Source organism: Paenibacillus sp. EKM301P, from assembly GCF_011800295.1.
Taxonomy (GTDB): Bacteria; Bacillota; Bacilli; order Paenibacillales; family Paenibacillaceae; genus Paenibacillus; species Paenibacillus polymyxa.
Window position 1 is genome coordinate 1,067,096 of sequence record NZ_JAALFM010000001.1, and the last position, 15,335, is coordinate 1,082,430.

Consider the following 15,335-nt stretch of genomic DNA (forward strand, 5'->3'; position numbering starts at 1 on the left):
TTCTTTTCTGTAGTAGCATTACTTCTCGTTACGTATTCCTTCCAGCAACGAGATAGCTTCGACTAAATGATTGTCAAAAATCTGCCGCGCCACCGCTAGCAGCTCCGTTAAGAGCGGATCACGTAGTGAATACACGACCGTTGTGCCTTCCTTAAAGCTGTTCACCAAATTTTTAGCCCGTAAGACAGCCAATTGCTGCGATACGGCAGAACCTTCGGAACCGAGCGCAGTCTGCAACTCGTTCACATTCCGTTCCCCTTCACTCAGCACCTCCAAAATGCGGATGCGCAGAGGGTGAGCCAATGCTTTGAAAAAGTCAGCCTTAAACTTCTGGAGATCTCCTTCCATGCCTGCGCCGTCCTCCTCACAGATTGTTTTCATAACGATCAACAATATCTGAATATTTGAATATTCAGTACAATAACAGTTTTGGGTCAATTGAACTATGATGTTACTCACACTTCACCATGCGTATAGTCACATTTTTCCACACTTTTATCTTTCAGGGTTGACAGCTTCCACAGGTTTCCATTAACATAACAATTAACTTTAAGAAAAGGGGGCCGACAGACATGACCAAGCTTTACACGATAATGACAATCAGTCAGCATGATACAATCACATATTCGAAATTTCGTCTCATCGGCCCCGTTCGGGCGACATGATGGGTATGTCACGCTGTCTGACGGCGTGATGAACCAGGCTTTTTTATTTTTATATGCTATTGAAAGAACAGGTTATTTATGTTTTTATGATGTACTGTATGATGTACTGATCATAAAATGTAATGACACTTTCGGTGCACGAAGCCGTAGACGACAAGTCTGCGGCTTTTTTGTTTTTTTCGAATCTTTTTATAGGATGTTATAAATTTACATGAAGAAGGGAACTACCCATTTATTATGAATATACGACCTACGACCAACTCATCTTTTCATGAAGGACCATACAGCCACCTGATGAAGCTTCCGGCAGGGGATCTGACCGTGTACGCTTCGCAGCAACTCTTCTCCTCACTGGATTACAAAGTGTTCGAGATGGCTAATAACAATTTACAAATTCCAGGTATCCGCTATATGGGATATACACCAGATGTACATGTAGGCGTCGGAACCTGCATCGGTACAACTGCGGTATGGGGAATGGAAGACGGCTATGTATCTCCCTCTATCGTTGGCAGCGATATTGGCTGCGGCATGCGCGTACACCTGACCAATCTGCACAAGGATGCTTTGAAGGAAATCAAGCTGCGCCGCAAGCTGGTTAAGACAATCGACAAATACTTGCCGATGGAAGCCCACCAACGCGGACATTATTCGGATATACGACTGGAGCATATTGTACGTAAGGGTTTGCATGGCTTACCTAATAAATATATTCCAGATAGCTACACTCCTAAGAAATCTACCTCACTGACTCATGTAGAGCACAGTAAGTTCTCCTTTGACGAGGAAGTGCTGAATCTCGTCGAAGACCGTACTTGGCACCGGGCTCATCGACAGCTCGGCACGTTGGGTGGAGGCAATCATTTTGTCGAAATTCAGGCGATTGAAATTGCGGAAGAAAATAGAGAAGTCGCTGAAGCTTGGGGGATGTTCGACGGTCAGGTGGCTGTGATGATTCATTCCGGATCACGTGCTTGGGGTGGAGCAGTCAGTCAGTCCAGTTCATCTGCCATCGCCAAAGCGATGAGCCGTCTCGGTCTCGGCACCTCCGACCCGAGACTCGTATTCGCACCGCTGGATCATCCCGAGGCAGCACATTATGTGGATATGATGTATTCAGCGCTGAATTATGCTGTGGTGAACCGACATCTGATTGCATACTCCGTGCGAGAAGCCTTCCGCGATGTCTTTGGTACAAAGTGCGAGTTGCGTACGCTGTACGATCTGATGCACAATTATGCTTGGGAGGAGTCCCATCCGGATCATGGCAGCGTGTTTGTACATCGTAAAGGTGCAACGCGCGCGCTTCCAGCAGGACACCCTGACAATCCGCGGCCTTATGAGGCGACTGGGCATCCGGCCCTGATCCCCGGCTCAATGGGGACTGCCTCTTATATTATGGTAGGTTTACCGGACGGTCAGGATAACTTTCACTCCATTTGTCATGGAGCGGGCCGTATTCGCTCGCGTTCTGCGACCAAGCGGCTTGTAAGTGTAGACGATTTTGCAGGTGCCCTGGGTGTAGGGACAGACGACGAAATTGTGGTCAACCAGGCATCTCTGGAAAGTATTATCGACGAATCTCCACAAGCCTACAAAAATGTAGATGATATTATTGAAAGTGTCACCGGGGCAGGACTCGCAGCCGTTGTAGCCAAATGTAGACCGCTGGCCGCCCTGAAAGGAGCAAAATAATGTTGAGTATAGACATCCCAGCTATTTATGAATTTGACGAACGAACAGATGGACGCATTACCGGTTATGCCGCTTATGCCCGTCTGATCGACGGTATTAGTGAAGCACTCTATAACCGCTATGGCGTAAAATACGAGCTGTATGCCAGTGATGATCCCAATATTGAATATTGGGATCTGCTGGAGGAGGATATTCGTTCAGGCAGCCCTGATCTGGAGCATGTGGCACGGGTCTTCGATCGTTTGGAGGAACGCACCATTCAATATGACGATGACGGGCCAACGCCTGAATATGGTGTGCATCTGTCGATGCGTAACAATGTATTCGCCTATCCCAAGTGGGGGATCGCACTGGCACGAGTCCCCTTTTTCCGTGAAAATGGCGTATACAATGAAGATTACGTATTTGCCATAGGAGATCAGGAGCTGCAAAGCTTCCTCGCAGGCGTACGCGGTCGTGAACGCAAGCAAAATATGAAGCGTGTCACCGTCTTTACCGATACAAGCCGTGGACTCTCTCGGCAAGCAGAACCGATAACCCGCGCAATTACGCGGGATGACGTGATTTTGAAGGCAGAAATCAAGCGGGATATCTTCCGATCACTTGATCAGTTTTTTGAAGCGGATCGTACCTTCTATCAGACTTATAACATTCCTTACAAGCGTGGGATTCTGCTATACGGCCATCCAGGCAACGGTAAAACAACTCTAGTGAAATCAATTGCCAGCAGTGTACCGGGTCCGGCTGCTTACTGGCAAATTACAGAATATACAACCAGCGAATCGGTCAAAGAGGTGTTCGAGGCAGCTACTCGCCTGGCTCCGATGGTGTTGGTCATTGAGGACATTGATTCTATGCCTCAGGAGGTTCGATCCTTTTTCCTGAATACGCTCGACGGCGCTACATCCAAGGAAGGCATCTTCCTGATCGGAACGACCAATTATCCCGAGAAAATCGATCCGGGTCTGATGAACCGGGCGGGCCGCTTCGATCGAGCTTATGAAATCAGTTTGCCTGATGAAGCGCTGCGACTGGCGTATCTTAAACTGCGTAACTTCCTTGTTTTTGCAGGTGAGACAGGTACACAGAAGGCGGCAGCGATGACGGACGGCTTCTCCCTGGCTCAGCTCGGAGAACTATATGTCAGTACGGCTCTGGAATGGCATGAGCAAGGAAAAGCCGATATTGAGCTGATTATTAAAGGCATGCGAGGCGAGCTTGATAAAAGCCGCAAGCAGGACTGGCTAAAAAATGTCTCCGAAGGAAGAGTTGGGTTTTTCTAATCCATCCTTTTATTGCCTTATTACGAAATTTATGTTACGATGATAAACAATAAAGTACCGAAAGGGTGACCTTAAGCCAATGATCTACTAATCCTATTTCCAAAGAAAAAACGTAATCTTACGAATTTTCTGGATAGGATTAGTGTAGGCTTTTGGGTATTAACGATAAGAACATTGCTTCTTTGACGGGAGCAGTGTATCTTCTTGTTCGTATGTCTGCCTCCTATCCAGAACTAATGGATAAGGAGGTTTTTTTGTATGAAAAGAATACTCGTAATTCTCATGATTAATATATTCATTGTGATGGTCGGCGTTGGTTTGATTACCCCTATTCTTCCGGAATTGATCATTGAATTTGGTGCCAGTGGGCGAGCCATCGGTTTATTGGTAGCAGCCTATGGAATAACGCAATTCTTGCTCTCTCCCATAACTGGACAGCTGTCTGATCGATATGGGAGAAAAGTTTTTATCGTCGTAGGTGTTATTATTTTTGCTGTAGCTAAATTTATGTTTGCTATTGGGGATGAGCTGTGGATGCTGTACACCTCAAGACTTCTGGAAGGAGTTGCAGCAGCCCTGATTATTCCACCCATGATGGCATATGTAGCTGATATTACAACAACCGAAGAACGTGCCAAAGGAAATAGCCTGCTAGCGGCAGCGATGTCATTTGGATTTGTCATTGGTCCAGGACTTGGCGGCCTTCTTGCAGGATATGGAACGAGAGTGCCGCTGTATACAGCAACAGGTACAGCTATGATTGCAGTTATTTTTTCAATCGTTTATTTACCTGAAAGCTTATCGAAAGAACAAATGAAGGCAGCACGGGCAACAACTCATCGAAGGGAATCTATTTTCAAACAATATGCAAGATCATTAAAGTCAAAATATGCAATGTTCTTTGTCATTGTCCTGGTGATGACTTTTGGACTCGCTAACTTTGAATCCGTTCTTGGCTTATATGTAACGGATCGCTTCCAATTCTCACCGCAACATATTTCAATCCTTCTAACGGCAGGTGCTGTGATCGGTGTCGGTATGCAGGCATTAGTTGTTGCTAAAATGATCAAGCAGTTTGGTGAAAAAAAGTTGATCAAAGGCTCGCTTCTCTTCACCTCTGCTGCTTATATTTTATTTCTCTTCGCCAAAGACTTTTGGAGTATCTTTCTTGTGACTTCCCTTATTTTCTTTGCCACAGCTATGCTTCGTCCAGCTCTTAATACACAATTGTCGAAGATGGCAGGAAATGAGCAAGGATATGTAGCTGGTATGAACAATGCCTATATGAGTGTGGGGAATATTTTGGGTCCTACTCTAGCGGGATTTTTATTTGATGTGAATATGTTCGCTCCATTCCTAACAGGCTGTTGTATTCTTTTGATTACCTTCTTGATTACATTAAAAATGAGAGTGAAATAAAAGAGGACTACTGATGCATAAAAGGCAGCTACTGGCCTTGGCGTTATTTTTAACCCCCGGCTGTAGCTGCCTTTCTGTTCAGTTTATTCCGTTTCCCCACTCAGTCGATTCAAAAACTGGATGGCCCGTGGACTGGTCGGCTGCTCCAGCACCTGATGTGGCGTACCCTGTTCAATGATTACGCCCTGATCCATCAGGATTACATGATCCGCAACCTCTGCCGCAAATTTCATTTCATGGGTGACAATAACCATCGTCATTCCTTCGGCAGCCAATTGCTTTATAACCTTGAGCACCTCACCTACCAACTCGGGATCAAGAGCAGAGGTCGGCTCGTCGAACAAAAGCACCTCAGGTTCGACCGCCATTGCCCGGGCAATACCGACCCGTTGTTGCTGTCCTCCCGACAATTGATGCGGATAGGATTCCGCTTTATCAGCCAACCCTACCTTCTTCAGCAGCTCCAAAGCACGTTTGCGCGCTTCGTCCTTGCTTTTTTTCTGAACCGTGACTTGCCCCTCCATCACATTTTGTATCGCAGTCATATGCGGGAAGAGGTTGTAGGATTGAAATACCATCCCTGTCCGCTTACGCAGCGCCAAAATGTTTTCTTGTCGAAGCTTCGTTCCTTTCGCAAAATTCAGGGCAATATCACCTACCTGAATTTCTCCCTGATCGGGAATCTCTAGCAAATTCAAGCAGCGTAAAAGCGTTGTTTTACCAGAACCGGAAGGACCGATAATCACAAGCACTTTTCCCTTATCGAGCGTCACGCCAATCCCCTTAAGCACTTCCAGCGAGCCGAACGACTTGTGTATATTCCGAATTTGGATCACCGGTACAATCTCCTTTATCTAATGGAAAAACGGCTGAGACGCTTTTCCAAATCATTTTGCAGCACAGTCAATATCGTGCTAAATAGCAGGTAAATAACTCCAGCCTCGGTATATACTAATAGCGGTTCGTAGGTGGTAGCTACAATCTGATTAGCCGTTCTGAACATTTCCACATAGGTGATGGTGGCAGCCAGTGAGGTATCCTTTACCAAGCTGATGAATGAGTTGGCAAGCGGGGGTACGGATACACGGGAAGCTTGAGGAAGCACGATCCGCCGCAGCACTTGCCAGCGTGTCATCCCCAAGGAATATCCCGCCTCCCATTGACCCTCTTGAATGGAAATAATAGCGGCACGCATAATTTCAGAACTGTAGGCCCCCACGCTAAGCGTAAAGCCGATCACCGAAGCAATAAACGGGTCCAGTGTAATACCAACAGAAGGTAAACCGTAGAAAATAATATACAATTGCACCAGCAAAGGAGTTCCTCGAATCACCCATACATAGAAGCCGAAGATCAGCTTGAGTATTCTCCATTTGGACAACCGGGCGAGTGCAGTGATTAGCGCCAGCACAAGTCCCAGAGCAAATGAGATCAGTGTGAGCGGAATCGTAAAAGAAACCCCTGCTTTTAGCAGAGGCAATAATGAATCCATAATAATTTGTATTTGGCGATCATCCATTGTACAGACATCCTTTATTATTGGGACACATCGGCTCCAAAATATTTTTCAGAAATTTTCAGATACGTACCGTCAGCCTTCATATCAGCCAACGCTTTGTTGACTTCCTTGATCAAATCTTCGCTCCCTTTATTAAATACTGCTGCGCTGTATGAAGCATCCGAAGATTCGTCCACCTTTTTGATTGGAGCATCAGGCTTTTGCTTTTTCAGATCCAGATAGGATAATCCGTCGTTGACGGTCGCATCTACCCGTTTGGAAGTGAGGAGGTCAATAGCTTGGTTGAATCCTTCGGTTGCTACAATTTCCGCCCCGTTGCTTTTTGCGATTTGAGTCAGGTTGCTAGTCAGGGATTGCCCTGCCTTTTTACCTTTTAAATCAGCAAATTTTTGGATGTCCGTATTATCATCACTCACGATCAGAACCGCCTTGGAGACAATATATGGATCGGAGAAATCATATTTTTGCTTACGCTCATCTGTAATGGACACTTCATTGAATACTGCGTCAAACCGCTTGGAGTTCAAGCCTGCAAATATTCCGTCCCATTGTGTCTCGATAAATTCCGGTTGCACACCCAGCCGCTTACTTACTTCGGTTGCAATATCGACGTCAAAGCCTGTTAATTTGCCAGCAGCATCATGGTACGTAAACGGAGCATAGGTACCTTCCGTACCAATTTTCAGCTTGCCGCTCGCTTTTACAGATTCAAGGGTAGCTGCAGCCGTTGTATCTGCTTTTCCATTATTAGAACCGTTCCCTCCGGTAGATGCATCATTCGTGCTAGTGCCTTTATCATTGTTGCCGCAAGCCGAAACCAGCAATGCCATCACGATGAGTACAATCGGTAAAAAACTAAATTTTTTCATGTTATCCACACTCTTTCCCTTTTTCTTGATAACCTAGCACAGGCTGGTCATTGAATAGTACATCATTCATTTTCGCACGTCAATGCTTTTATCCAATAATCCCTATCCAAAAGGTAAGTTATATTTTTTTATCATCTAATTCTATTCTAGGTTGACTCCATCATAGGCTGGCTATTCATCTTCACTGCCCTCGCAGCAACTTTTTTGTGTACCATTACATAAGAGATTTCGTATAATAGATTTTAATATACAGATTAGAAATATTTACCGGAGTGTGATCATGGATACCCAAAATACAACTTTATCCCCTGAAGGAAGGCACTCGGCCTGGGCTACCTTTACTTCACCTTTAAAACAATCCAAAGCGTTCACCCTCTTATGGCTTGGACATTGGATCGCGATGTTAGGAAGCTCCGTCACGACAGTCATTTTGCCACTGGTTATCTATTCTTTGACAGGCTCGACCACCATCATGGGATTGGCGATGACGGTTTATATGCTGCCAAATGTACTTATTCTTCCTTTCGCAGGAATGATCGTGGACAGAATTGACCGAATTCGCCTCCTTCTGTTCACGAATATCGCCCGCTTTGGTCTGATGTTCGTTGCTTCGGTGCTGATGTTTACGGACGGGATGAAGTTGCCGTTCCTATTCGTTGGGCTTGCGTTGTACGGATTGATGGATGGTATCTTTAATCCGGCTTATTCAGCCTTACGTGCACAAGTGTTTACACCGGACATCCGCAATGCTGCCAATGCGCTAAGTCAAATCAGCATACAAGCTGTTCGTCTACTCGGTCCTCCGCTAGGAGGCTTTATTGTATCCTTTTCCTCTCCCGGTGTCGGCTTTGGACTGGATTCTATCGCTTACCTGGTATCATTTGCCTGTTTTTGGATGCTAAGTGCTCATTTGGCCTCCATCATCGGCAAACGTCAGACCGGTTCAGAACAGGAAGATCAGGGTGGACAACATTTTCTCAAGGATTTTATAGCAGGTTTTGCTATTCTTAAAAGCCATCCTTGGCTATGGATTACGATACTCGCCTTTTCTTTCATTAATATCTGTTATTCAGGTATTATCGCTGTGCTCATCCCATGGCTGTTCAAGGTGCATCATGGCTATAATCCAGTCGTATACGGCATCGCAATGGCAAGTAGTGGCATTGGTGCCATGTTGGGAGCCTTTGTGTATGGATCACGCAAGCATTGGAAACACCGCGGTCTGCTCGCTTACTTAGGAGCTTTTGTCAGCGGTCTTGCCTTACTGCTGTTGTCTATAGTCACCTGGATGCCAGGATTGATTATGAGCATGATGCTCGAAGGATTTGGTATTATGATTTTTGCGATCATCTGGGAGACAAGCCTGCAGGAATTAGTTCCCGCTGAATCCTTTGGGCGTGTAGCCAGTCTGGATTTGATGTTTTCCTTTGCACTGCTTCCTGTCGGCTATCTGGCCGTAGGTGCCGTGGCGGACAAGCTTGGCGGTATCCTCACCATTGGTATGTTTGCAACCATTGGTATGTGTATCGTGCTAGGGGTTCTCATTGTTCCTCATATCAGGCGTTTTCAATAGAACACGGTGTAAACTTCTCACAAAAAAAGCTACTCCCACAGGTTCATTTGTGAACCTTGCGGAAGCAGCTTTTTTCCATTTTTAACTCGCGCCCCATTGGGACGGGTCTATTCAATAATTACGTAAAGTTAGCCTCTGCTCCGTCCAACGGAACGGAAGATCAAGCTCACAATCACGACTAGCACAATCGCACCAATTAATGCAGGAACGATGTAGAACGATCCGATTTCAGGACCCCAGTCTCCCAGAATCAAGCTACCCAACCATCCACCGATAAAACCAGCGATGATGTTACCAATCACACCACCCGGAACATCACGACCTGCGATAATTCCTGCCAACCAACCAATAATACCACCAACAATCAATGCCCATAACCAACTCATTTTGCGTCACCTCGTTTTAGTTTTTATCGTTGTGTTCTATTATTAACCACTCGAACTCCTTTTGAACACACAGAGACCAAATGGTTAATATTACCACTCAATGGTACGCTGATTTGGGGGCTTGATACCATCCTACGTGCCTCCCAGATTATTTATGCTCTTTGTGTGAAAAGTGTGTCTCCTATCCGTTTATCCTTGTATTCCTGCTTTTTTTGTGCCATCCTCACATTATGGCTTCACTGAAGTCACTTCATGCATAAGTTACAAAAATAACAGATTATTAAGGAGTGACCCCCACTGGAGTGTCGAGTAGGATGTGCTGCATGTTGCATTGCCATTACGATTTCTTCCCCTATTCCCGGCATGCCAGACGGAAAACCCGCTGGTGTTCCTTGCCCTCAACTCACGCATGATTACCGCTGCCAATTATTCGGAAAATCTGAGCGTCCTGCTGTATGCAGTGGCTTTCATGCGGATAAGGATACATGCGGAGACACTAATGAAAGAGCATTTGAACTGCTGAACGAGCTGGAGAAATCCACTTTACCGAGTAATGCCTAAGAGAACTCATTCTATATGAAGGAGAATTTTTGATTATGAATGTTATTGAAAAAAGAATTGCCGAATTGAAGCAGTACGTTCCCGATCTTACCACCCATAAAGATATGAATTTATTTTGGGACAAAACACTGAAAGAAGTTCACGCCAAACCTGTACGTGCATTCAAAACGCCCGTAGAAACACCGTATCCTCATATGATGGCCTATCGGGTCACTTTTGAGGGGATCGATGATACGCCTCTGCATGCCTGGTATGTACGTCCCCGATTTGCAGGAGATCAGAAGCTGCCATGCATCGTTCTGTTTCATGGCTACACAGGCGGAAAGGGCTATCCTGAAGATTATTCATCTTGGCTAATGCTTGGTTTTGCTGTATTGGCGGTAGATGTTCGTGGTCAGGGAGGAGAAACGGGGGACCGTCGGAATGACCCTCACGGAACCGTTAAAGGCTGGGTCACGAAAGGAATATTGGACAAGGATACCTGCTACTACAAAACGATTACAACCGATGCCCTTAGAGCCGTAGACTGGGCGGCGGAGCAAGCCGACGTCGATTCGGCTAAAATCGCAATCAGTGGCGCCAGCCAGGGCGGTGGACTTGCATTAATGGTGGCTGCGCTCAGCGATAAAGTTGCTACGACGGTAGCGGATATTCCTAATATGTGTCATATGGATTTTGGCATGATGAATTCTACCAGTTCACTGACAGAAGCTGCCGAATTCGCAAACCGCTTCCCCGAGCATTTGGAGCAGGTACTACATACATTGAGTTATTTTGACGTGATGAATCTAGCTCATCGCATTCGTATCCCTGTCATGGTATCTGTAGGGTTGAAGGATACAGTGTGTATGCCAGAGACGATTTTCGCTGCTTACAACCGCATTGAATCACCAAAGACGATTGAAATTTATCCGTTCACGGGACATTGGGTTGAAGGTTTCCACAGACGCAAGACGGCTGAATTTTTAGTTCAAACCTTAGCATTACATTGAGTTAACGGTTTCCTCCGGTGCATAAAAAAAGAACACCACGCATCCATCTGCGCAATGTTCTTTCTACTGCATCGGAGCCAATCTCGCTTCCATAGACAAGCTCCTACCGCACTTCACAGCGAAGCACCTCTCCTGTAAAGTTTACGATGCAGTTCTCTGTTCTGCTGTCGAATCCCCTGTCCATTTTCGCACCCAAACAAAATCCATAATCATTAGACCAAACGGAATGAAGGATGCAAACATAATGAAAAGAGGCCGCCGTAAAGACCAATGCAATGCGGTTTTTCCATAGATCAAAGCGACGAGGAGCAACAGAAAGCTCACCCGGTATATGTTACCAATCACCATAACCGCCTGGGTCATGCCCGCAGCTTGCAGCGGCTGGTGGGTGAATAGTATCGCCAAATACGCTATAGCTTGAATCCAGAGCATGAGCCGGACACGCCCTAAAGGTGTTCTTAACACAAATGTAATCCCCTCTCCATGAGCAGAGATGTTCTCTCATCCCTTATGCATCCTTTATTATAACGAAAAGATGCCCAAACTCCAACCTATCCAGTTTTGAATTTTGACCAAATGGGTTGTGTTTGATACAGTTGTGTAAGAGGTGATTGTAAAATGCTTAAACTGGGTATACTGGACCAGTCTCATATTCCTGAAGGCGGTTCTGCTCAAGATGCATTGTCTAATACAACAGATTTAGCGCGTGAAGCTGATCAACTGGGGTACAGCCGTTATTGGGTATCCGAGCATCATGCGTCCAAAACACTAGCACACTCCAGTCCCGAGGTATTGATTGCCCATTTGGCTGCTCACACATCGCGGATTCGTGTGGGTTCAGGCGGCATTATGCTGCCGCACTATAGCGCCTATAAAGTAGCTGAAAACTTCCGGTTACTGGAGGCGCTCCACCCTGGACGCATTGACTTGGGAATAGGACGTGCTCCAGGCGGCTTGCCGCTGGCTACTCGCGCATTGCAGGAAGGGAAATACCAAGCTGTCGAACAATATCCACAGCAGATTCTAGATTTAATCGACTATTTCCATGATTCGGTGCCTGACAATCATCGGTTTGCTGGCCTTCATGCCTCCCCGATGATATCAACCGTTCCTGAATTATGGTTGCTTGGCTCCAGCGGGGAGAGCGCCAGATTGGCCGCGATGATGGGTGCCTCCTACGCCTTTGCCCAATTTTTCGGTACTCCGGGCGGCGTAGAAGCTACCGCGCGTTACCACGAGCAATTCATGCCTTCCATTTTAGGAGATAAGCCTCACTCCATGGCGGCAGTTACGGTAGCCTGCGCTGAAACTGAAGAGGAAGCTGAGCAGCTGGCATCCAGTGCTAGTTTGTATTTCCTTTTACTCATGCAGGGTAAAGAAATGAATTCTCTTCCATCGGTGAAAACAGCCATGTCCTATCCCTATACAGAATTTGATCGTGAACGGCTGCGCCAGTCTGCAGCATGGCGTGTTGTTGGTACTCCTGAGCAGTGCAAGGAACAGCTGCTAAGACTGGCTGAGCAGTATCGTACCGATGAATTACTGGTCGTTTCTTCCATTCATGACTTCAATAAACGTGTTCAGTCCTACCGTCTGCTGGCCAAAGCTTTTAATTTGGTATAAACACAGATGAACAGAGGCTCATTTTCATTAACATTAAAACCCCCGCCTGCCTATAAAGGCAACAGCGGGGGTTTGTTGTAATATAGATACCACAAAAGTCGAATGTCATATGGTACTTTAGTAGTATATCCATCGGAACTGAAGTATAAGTTGTTTACTTCTAAAGTTCCATCATCCATATACCAAAGGCACATAAGCTATACTTCATTTCTTCAAAAGAGTGCAACCAAAAGTCCCATCTCTTTACTCACTCCAGCCAAGTTTGTCATGGCTGAATTTCTAGGGTTCTATACCCCATACCAGCTTACCTTGCTGATATACGGTGCCATGGTCCCAGTCTGCGAATGCTGTTTGGGTAGCACCATAGGAGTAATCGTTGGTCTCATCAAAGTTGCTCCAATTTGCAGCATGAATACGGGATTGAATTTCCCCGGTTTCACCGCCGGGCTGAATCGTTCCTGCTCCATCTGTGAAAGAAATTTCTACATATTTATCTGCCTTGACCTTCGGCTTTGGCAATGTTACAAAAGTCACTTTTACCTTTTCGTTGCCAATCTTGGCCCAGTCTACAAAAAACTGCTGAGCTTGTTTGCTCTCATCTGTATAATAATAGCGAATTTTCAGATCACTCAGCTTCACAGCTGTTTTACCCGTATTTTTGATATTAAATTGAGGTCGGATCGCATTATCCTTGGCATTCGTATCATCGGTGCGATATTGAAGCACGATCCCTTCATTATTACCGCCTGGTGTACTTCCACTGTGATCGTTACCATTGTTTCCACCGCTATTTCCACCATCGTTACTACCGCCATTGTTGCCGTTTCCGCCGGTATTTCCGCCGTTGCTTCCTCCTCCACCATAACTGCTGGAGCCTTCCAGAATTGCCTGTTTTACGAATTTGCCGGAAGCTGTTAATTGTGAATCAGGCCATCCACCCTTGCGATCGGCACCAGGCAACAGCGCAGCCGAGGTCTCATTTTTGTCAGCAAGCGACCAATTGGCCCAACTGATTTTACGGCTAGCCAGAAAGTCAGTCCATACTTTGGATTCATTCAGGAAAGGGCCACCGTTACCCGAAGCGTCGCTTGTCCCCCACTCGGTAGCAAAAATGCCTACACCCTTGTTCAGTGCATAATCAACCCGATCGCGCAAATATTGTCCATGTGTTCCCGCATAGAAATGCACGGTATACATTGTATTTTTGTCTGGAAGTGGATGGTCTGCTGCATCATGTACATCCTGACTCCAGGTACCTGTTCCTACAATAATAATATTATCCGGGTCCTTAGCTCGAATAACCTGAGATACCTCGGATGCATAAGGCCGAATTTGATTGTTCCAGTTCACATTCCCATTCGGCTCATTAGCAAGTTCATAGATTACGTTAGGCAAATGACCATACTTAGTGGAAAATTCATTAAAGAAAGCTTTGGCTTCATTTTTATGAATGTTCGGATCGCCATCTGAGAGAATGTGCCAGTCAATAATGACGTACAGACCCAATTTCTGTGCTGCCTCAATGGCTTCCTTCACTTTATTTTTCAATGAAGGATTGGCAATATAACCGTTTTCTTCAGTGTACAACGCAACTCGAAACACGGAAATGCCCCAATCGTCCCGCAACCATTTCATAGTGTCCTGATTCACCAGATCTCCAAACCATTGGACGCCATGAGAACTAATGCCCTTGAGCTGTACAGGCTGTCCATTTTTATCCACCAGTTTACCGCTCTTTACTGAAAGTTGTCCGTAACGTTCCACAGGGGTCGTCCCGGCCGCCTCTGCTGTTGACGCATTCCAGTTAAACCCATTCGTTAACGTTAATAGCAACACTGCTGTTAGCAGTACTGCTACTCTTTTGGCGATCCTTGGCAGGATCCATTGCCTGTTCATCATTTACACATTCCTTCCTTTTAATAAAATAGATGAGACTTATCAGTACGTTGTTCTCCGCTTTTTCGCCCCTTCCTTCATACAATAAAAGGATCAGGTCCAACATTCGATGTCACTTACCTGTATATGGATGTTACTACTATTATAGTTAGTTACATGTTACATTTCGACTTTATGCTAGAAAATGAATAAGAAGTCACGGTTTTGGGATATGTACCCCTTAGTTGGCTACTGTAGAGTACTGAAGGGACAAAAGTCTCATTTAGCTATTGAAAAATTTGGCCAATTTTGGCTGGTTAACAGGTTAAAAAGAGTCTCAATTGCAACTCTTTAACTTAAAAAAAGACTGCTTCCCGATGCCTAGGCTCGGTACAGCAGTCTTATCATGATCTTGTATATGATCGGATAATGTTAACAATATCGTCTTAACGTATGATGTCCTTATTACCCCTTAGCGGCAGCTTGAGGTTCTTGGGTTGCCTGATCTTCGTTCATATCGCCGCCATCCGTCGCTTGATCTGTCAGTACAGTCTCAGATGAGTTACCCATCACCTTGTCTATAAGTTGTAGCCAAGGTTCTTCACTGCCTCCACAACTCTCAATATCACCGAGCAGGGACTCTAGCGTGGTTCCTTCTTCTGGCAAATCAATAACTAAACTGTCTTCGTCAACTTGGATGGTGCAGCAGGTTTTCATTGTAAATCCCTCGCTTAATTCTTATTTGAGCATGCAAGTATGCTTGCTCAGATGGGATGAACTCCCACGGATCCAGGGATAAGCCTTTTGAATCCGTCTGAAATTATAAACCTAATGCATCCCAATTGCAATGAACAAACCTTGAATTTTTAAGAATT

General features: G+C 45.6%; 15 protein-coding genes. 7 read left to right on the forward strand and 8 right to left on the reverse strand.

What is annotated here, in order from left to right:
* Positions 1-18: 18 nt before the first annotated feature.
* Positions 19-348 carry an ArsR/SmtB family transcription factor gene (locus HFD99_RS04775; RefSeq protein ID WP_016818694.1) on the reverse strand — a complete coding sequence of 110 codons (330 nt, stop codon included), beginning with the start codon at positions 346-348 and terminating at the stop codon, positions 19-21.
* A 554-nt stretch (positions 349-902) separates the two neighbouring features.
* Between HFD99_RS04775 and HFD99_RS04780 the strand changes: the two genes are divergently transcribed.
* From HFD99_RS04780 to HFD99_RS04790, 3 genes are all read left to right on the forward strand, one after another.
* Positions 903-2,360 (forward strand): RtcB family protein, encoded by a 1,458-nt coding sequence (locus tag HFD99_RS04780; RefSeq protein ID WP_016818693.1) that lies wholly within the window; start codon positions 903-905, stop codon positions 2,358-2,360.
* Positions 2,360-3,643 (forward strand): AAA family ATPase, encoded by a 1,284-nt coding sequence (locus HFD99_RS04785; protein ID WP_017426772.1) that lies wholly within the window; start codon positions 2,360-2,362, stop codon positions 3,641-3,643. The genes HFD99_RS04780 and HFD99_RS04785 overlap by 1 nt, the downstream gene beginning before the upstream one ends.
* A gap of 258 nt (positions 3,644-3,901) precedes the next feature.
* Positions 3,902-5,062: an MFS transporter gene (locus HFD99_RS04790; RefSeq protein ID WP_123797514.1), complete on the forward strand. Its 1,161-nt coding sequence runs from the start codon at positions 3,902-3,904 to the stop codon at positions 5,060-5,062.
* A gap of 83 nt (positions 5,063-5,145) precedes the next feature.
* Here the strand turns inward: HFD99_RS04790 and HFD99_RS04795 are convergent, their stop codons facing one another.
* Genes HFD99_RS04795 through HFD99_RS04805 form a run of 3 tightly spaced genes read right to left on the reverse strand, consistent with a single transcriptional unit; the run spans position 5,146 to position 7,450 of the window.
* The gene (locus HFD99_RS04795) at positions 5,146-5,898 is read right to left on the reverse strand and encodes an amino acid ABC transporter ATP-binding protein (protein WP_123797515.1); all 753 of its coding nucleotides are present in this window, start codon (positions 5,896-5,898) and stop codon (positions 5,146-5,148) included.
* 14 nt (positions 5,899-5,912) lie between these two features.
* Positions 5,913-6,581 (reverse strand): amino acid ABC transporter permease, encoded by a 669-nt coding sequence (locus HFD99_RS04800; RefSeq protein ID WP_016818689.1) that lies wholly within the window; start codon positions 6,579-6,581, stop codon positions 5,913-5,915.
* A 17-nt stretch (positions 6,582-6,598) separates the two neighbouring features.
* The gene (locus tag HFD99_RS04805; RefSeq protein WP_123797516.1) at positions 6,599-7,450 is read right to left on the reverse strand and encodes an amino acid ABC transporter substrate-binding protein; all 852 of its coding nucleotides are present in this window, start codon (positions 7,448-7,450) and stop codon (positions 6,599-6,601) included.
* A 280-nt stretch (positions 7,451-7,730) separates the two neighbouring features.
* Here HFD99_RS04805 and HFD99_RS04810 point away from each other — a divergent pair, with 280 nt between their 5' ends.
* Positions 7,731-9,023: an MFS transporter gene (locus tag HFD99_RS04810; RefSeq protein WP_117289371.1), complete on the forward strand. Its 1,293-nt coding sequence runs from the start codon at positions 7,731-7,733 to the stop codon at positions 9,021-9,023.
* Between the two features lie 128 nt (positions 9,024-9,151).
* Here HFD99_RS04810 and HFD99_RS04815 read toward each other — a convergent pair whose 3' ends face one another.
* Positions 9,152-9,409 carry a GlsB/YeaQ/YmgE family stress response membrane protein gene (locus HFD99_RS04815; RefSeq protein WP_013372531.1) on the reverse strand — a complete coding sequence of 86 codons (258 nt, stop codon included), beginning with the start codon at positions 9,407-9,409 and terminating at the stop codon, positions 9,152-9,154.
* A 297-nt stretch (positions 9,410-9,706) separates the two neighbouring features.
* On the opposite strand from HFD99_RS04815, the gene HFD99_RS25625 reads away from it, so the two are divergent.
* Positions 9,707-9,970: a YkgJ family cysteine cluster protein gene (locus tag HFD99_RS25625; RefSeq protein WP_185094035.1), complete on the forward strand. Its 264-nt coding sequence runs from the start codon at positions 9,707-9,709 to the stop codon at positions 9,968-9,970.
* A gap of 35 nt (positions 9,971-10,005) precedes the next feature.
* On the forward strand, positions 10,006-10,962 hold the full coding sequence (locus HFD99_RS04820) for an acetylxylan esterase (RefSeq protein WP_123797518.1): 957 nt from the start codon (positions 10,006-10,008) through the stop codon (positions 10,960-10,962).
* A gap of 141 nt (positions 10,963-11,103) precedes the next feature.
* On the opposite strand, the gene HFD99_RS04825 is transcribed toward HFD99_RS04820, so the two are convergent.
* Positions 11,104-11,427 carry a DUF3817 domain-containing protein gene (locus HFD99_RS04825; protein WP_019688270.1) on the reverse strand — a complete coding sequence of 108 codons (324 nt, stop codon included), beginning with the start codon at positions 11,425-11,427 and terminating at the stop codon, positions 11,104-11,106.
* 153 nt (positions 11,428-11,580) lie between these two features.
* Between HFD99_RS04825 and HFD99_RS04830 the strand changes: the two genes are divergently transcribed.
* Complete coding sequence (locus HFD99_RS04830; protein ID WP_016818684.1) at positions 11,581-12,585, forward strand: LLM class flavin-dependent oxidoreductase; 1,005 nt, start codon at positions 11,581-11,583, stop codon at positions 12,583-12,585.
* 279 nt (positions 12,586-12,864) lie between these two features.
* On the opposite strand, the gene HFD99_RS04835 is transcribed toward HFD99_RS04830, so the two are convergent.
* Positions 12,865-14,484: a cellulase family glycosylhydrolase gene (locus tag HFD99_RS04835; protein ID WP_123797519.1), complete on the reverse strand. Its 1,620-nt coding sequence runs from the start codon at positions 14,482-14,484 to the stop codon at positions 12,865-12,867.
* A gap of 441 nt (positions 14,485-14,925) precedes the next feature.
* Positions 14,926-15,177 carry a hypothetical protein gene (locus HFD99_RS04840; protein WP_013372537.1) on the reverse strand — a complete coding sequence of 84 codons (252 nt, stop codon included), beginning with the start codon at positions 15,175-15,177 and terminating at the stop codon, positions 14,926-14,928.
* Between the last annotated feature and the right edge of the window lie 158 nt (positions 15,178-15,335).

What these genes read in the sequence shown, in the direction of transcription:
- HFD99_RS04775 (WP_016818694.1), bottom strand. Translation starts at nt 348, where the DNA reads ATGGAAGGAGATCTCCAGAAGTTTAAGGCTGACTTTTTCAAAGCATTG.
- HFD99_RS04780 (WP_016818693.1), top strand. Translation starts at nt 903, where the DNA reads ATGAATATACGACCTACGACCAACTCATCTTTTCATGAAGGACCATAC.
- HFD99_RS04785 (WP_017426772.1), top strand. Translation starts at nt 2,360, where the DNA reads ATGTTGAGTATAGACATCCCAGCTATTTATGAATTTGACGAACGAACA.
- HFD99_RS04790 (WP_123797514.1), top strand. Translation starts at nt 3,902, where the DNA reads ATGAAAAGAATACTCGTAATTCTCATGATTAATATATTCATTGTGATG.
- HFD99_RS04800 (WP_016818689.1), bottom strand. Translation starts at nt 6,581, where the DNA reads ATGGATGATCGCCAAATACAAATTATTATGGATTCATTATTGCCTCTG.
- HFD99_RS04805 (WP_123797516.1), bottom strand. Translation starts at nt 7,450, where the DNA reads ATGAAAAAATTTAGTTTTTTACCGATTGTACTCATCGTGATGGCATTG.
- HFD99_RS04810 (WP_117289371.1), top strand. Translation starts at nt 7,731, where the DNA reads ATGGATACCCAAAATACAACTTTATCCCCTGAAGGAAGGCACTCGGCC.
- HFD99_RS04815 (WP_013372531.1), bottom strand. Translation starts at nt 9,409, where the DNA reads ATGAGTTGGTTATGGGCATTGATTGTTGGTGGTATTATTGGTTGGTTG.
- HFD99_RS04820 (WP_123797518.1), top strand. Translation starts at nt 10,006, where the DNA reads ATGAATGTTATTGAAAAAAGAATTGCCGAATTGAAGCAGTACGTTCCC.
- HFD99_RS04830 (WP_016818684.1), top strand. Translation starts at nt 11,581, where the DNA reads ATGCTTAAACTGGGTATACTGGACCAGTCTCATATTCCTGAAGGCGGT.
- HFD99_RS04835 (WP_123797519.1), bottom strand. Translation starts at nt 14,484, where the DNA reads ATGATGAACAGGCAATGGATCCTGCCAAGGATCGCCAAAAGAGTAGCA.
- HFD99_RS04840 (WP_013372537.1), bottom strand. Translation starts at nt 15,177, where the DNA reads ATGAAAACCTGCTGCACCATCCAAGTTGACGAAGACAGTTTAGTTATT.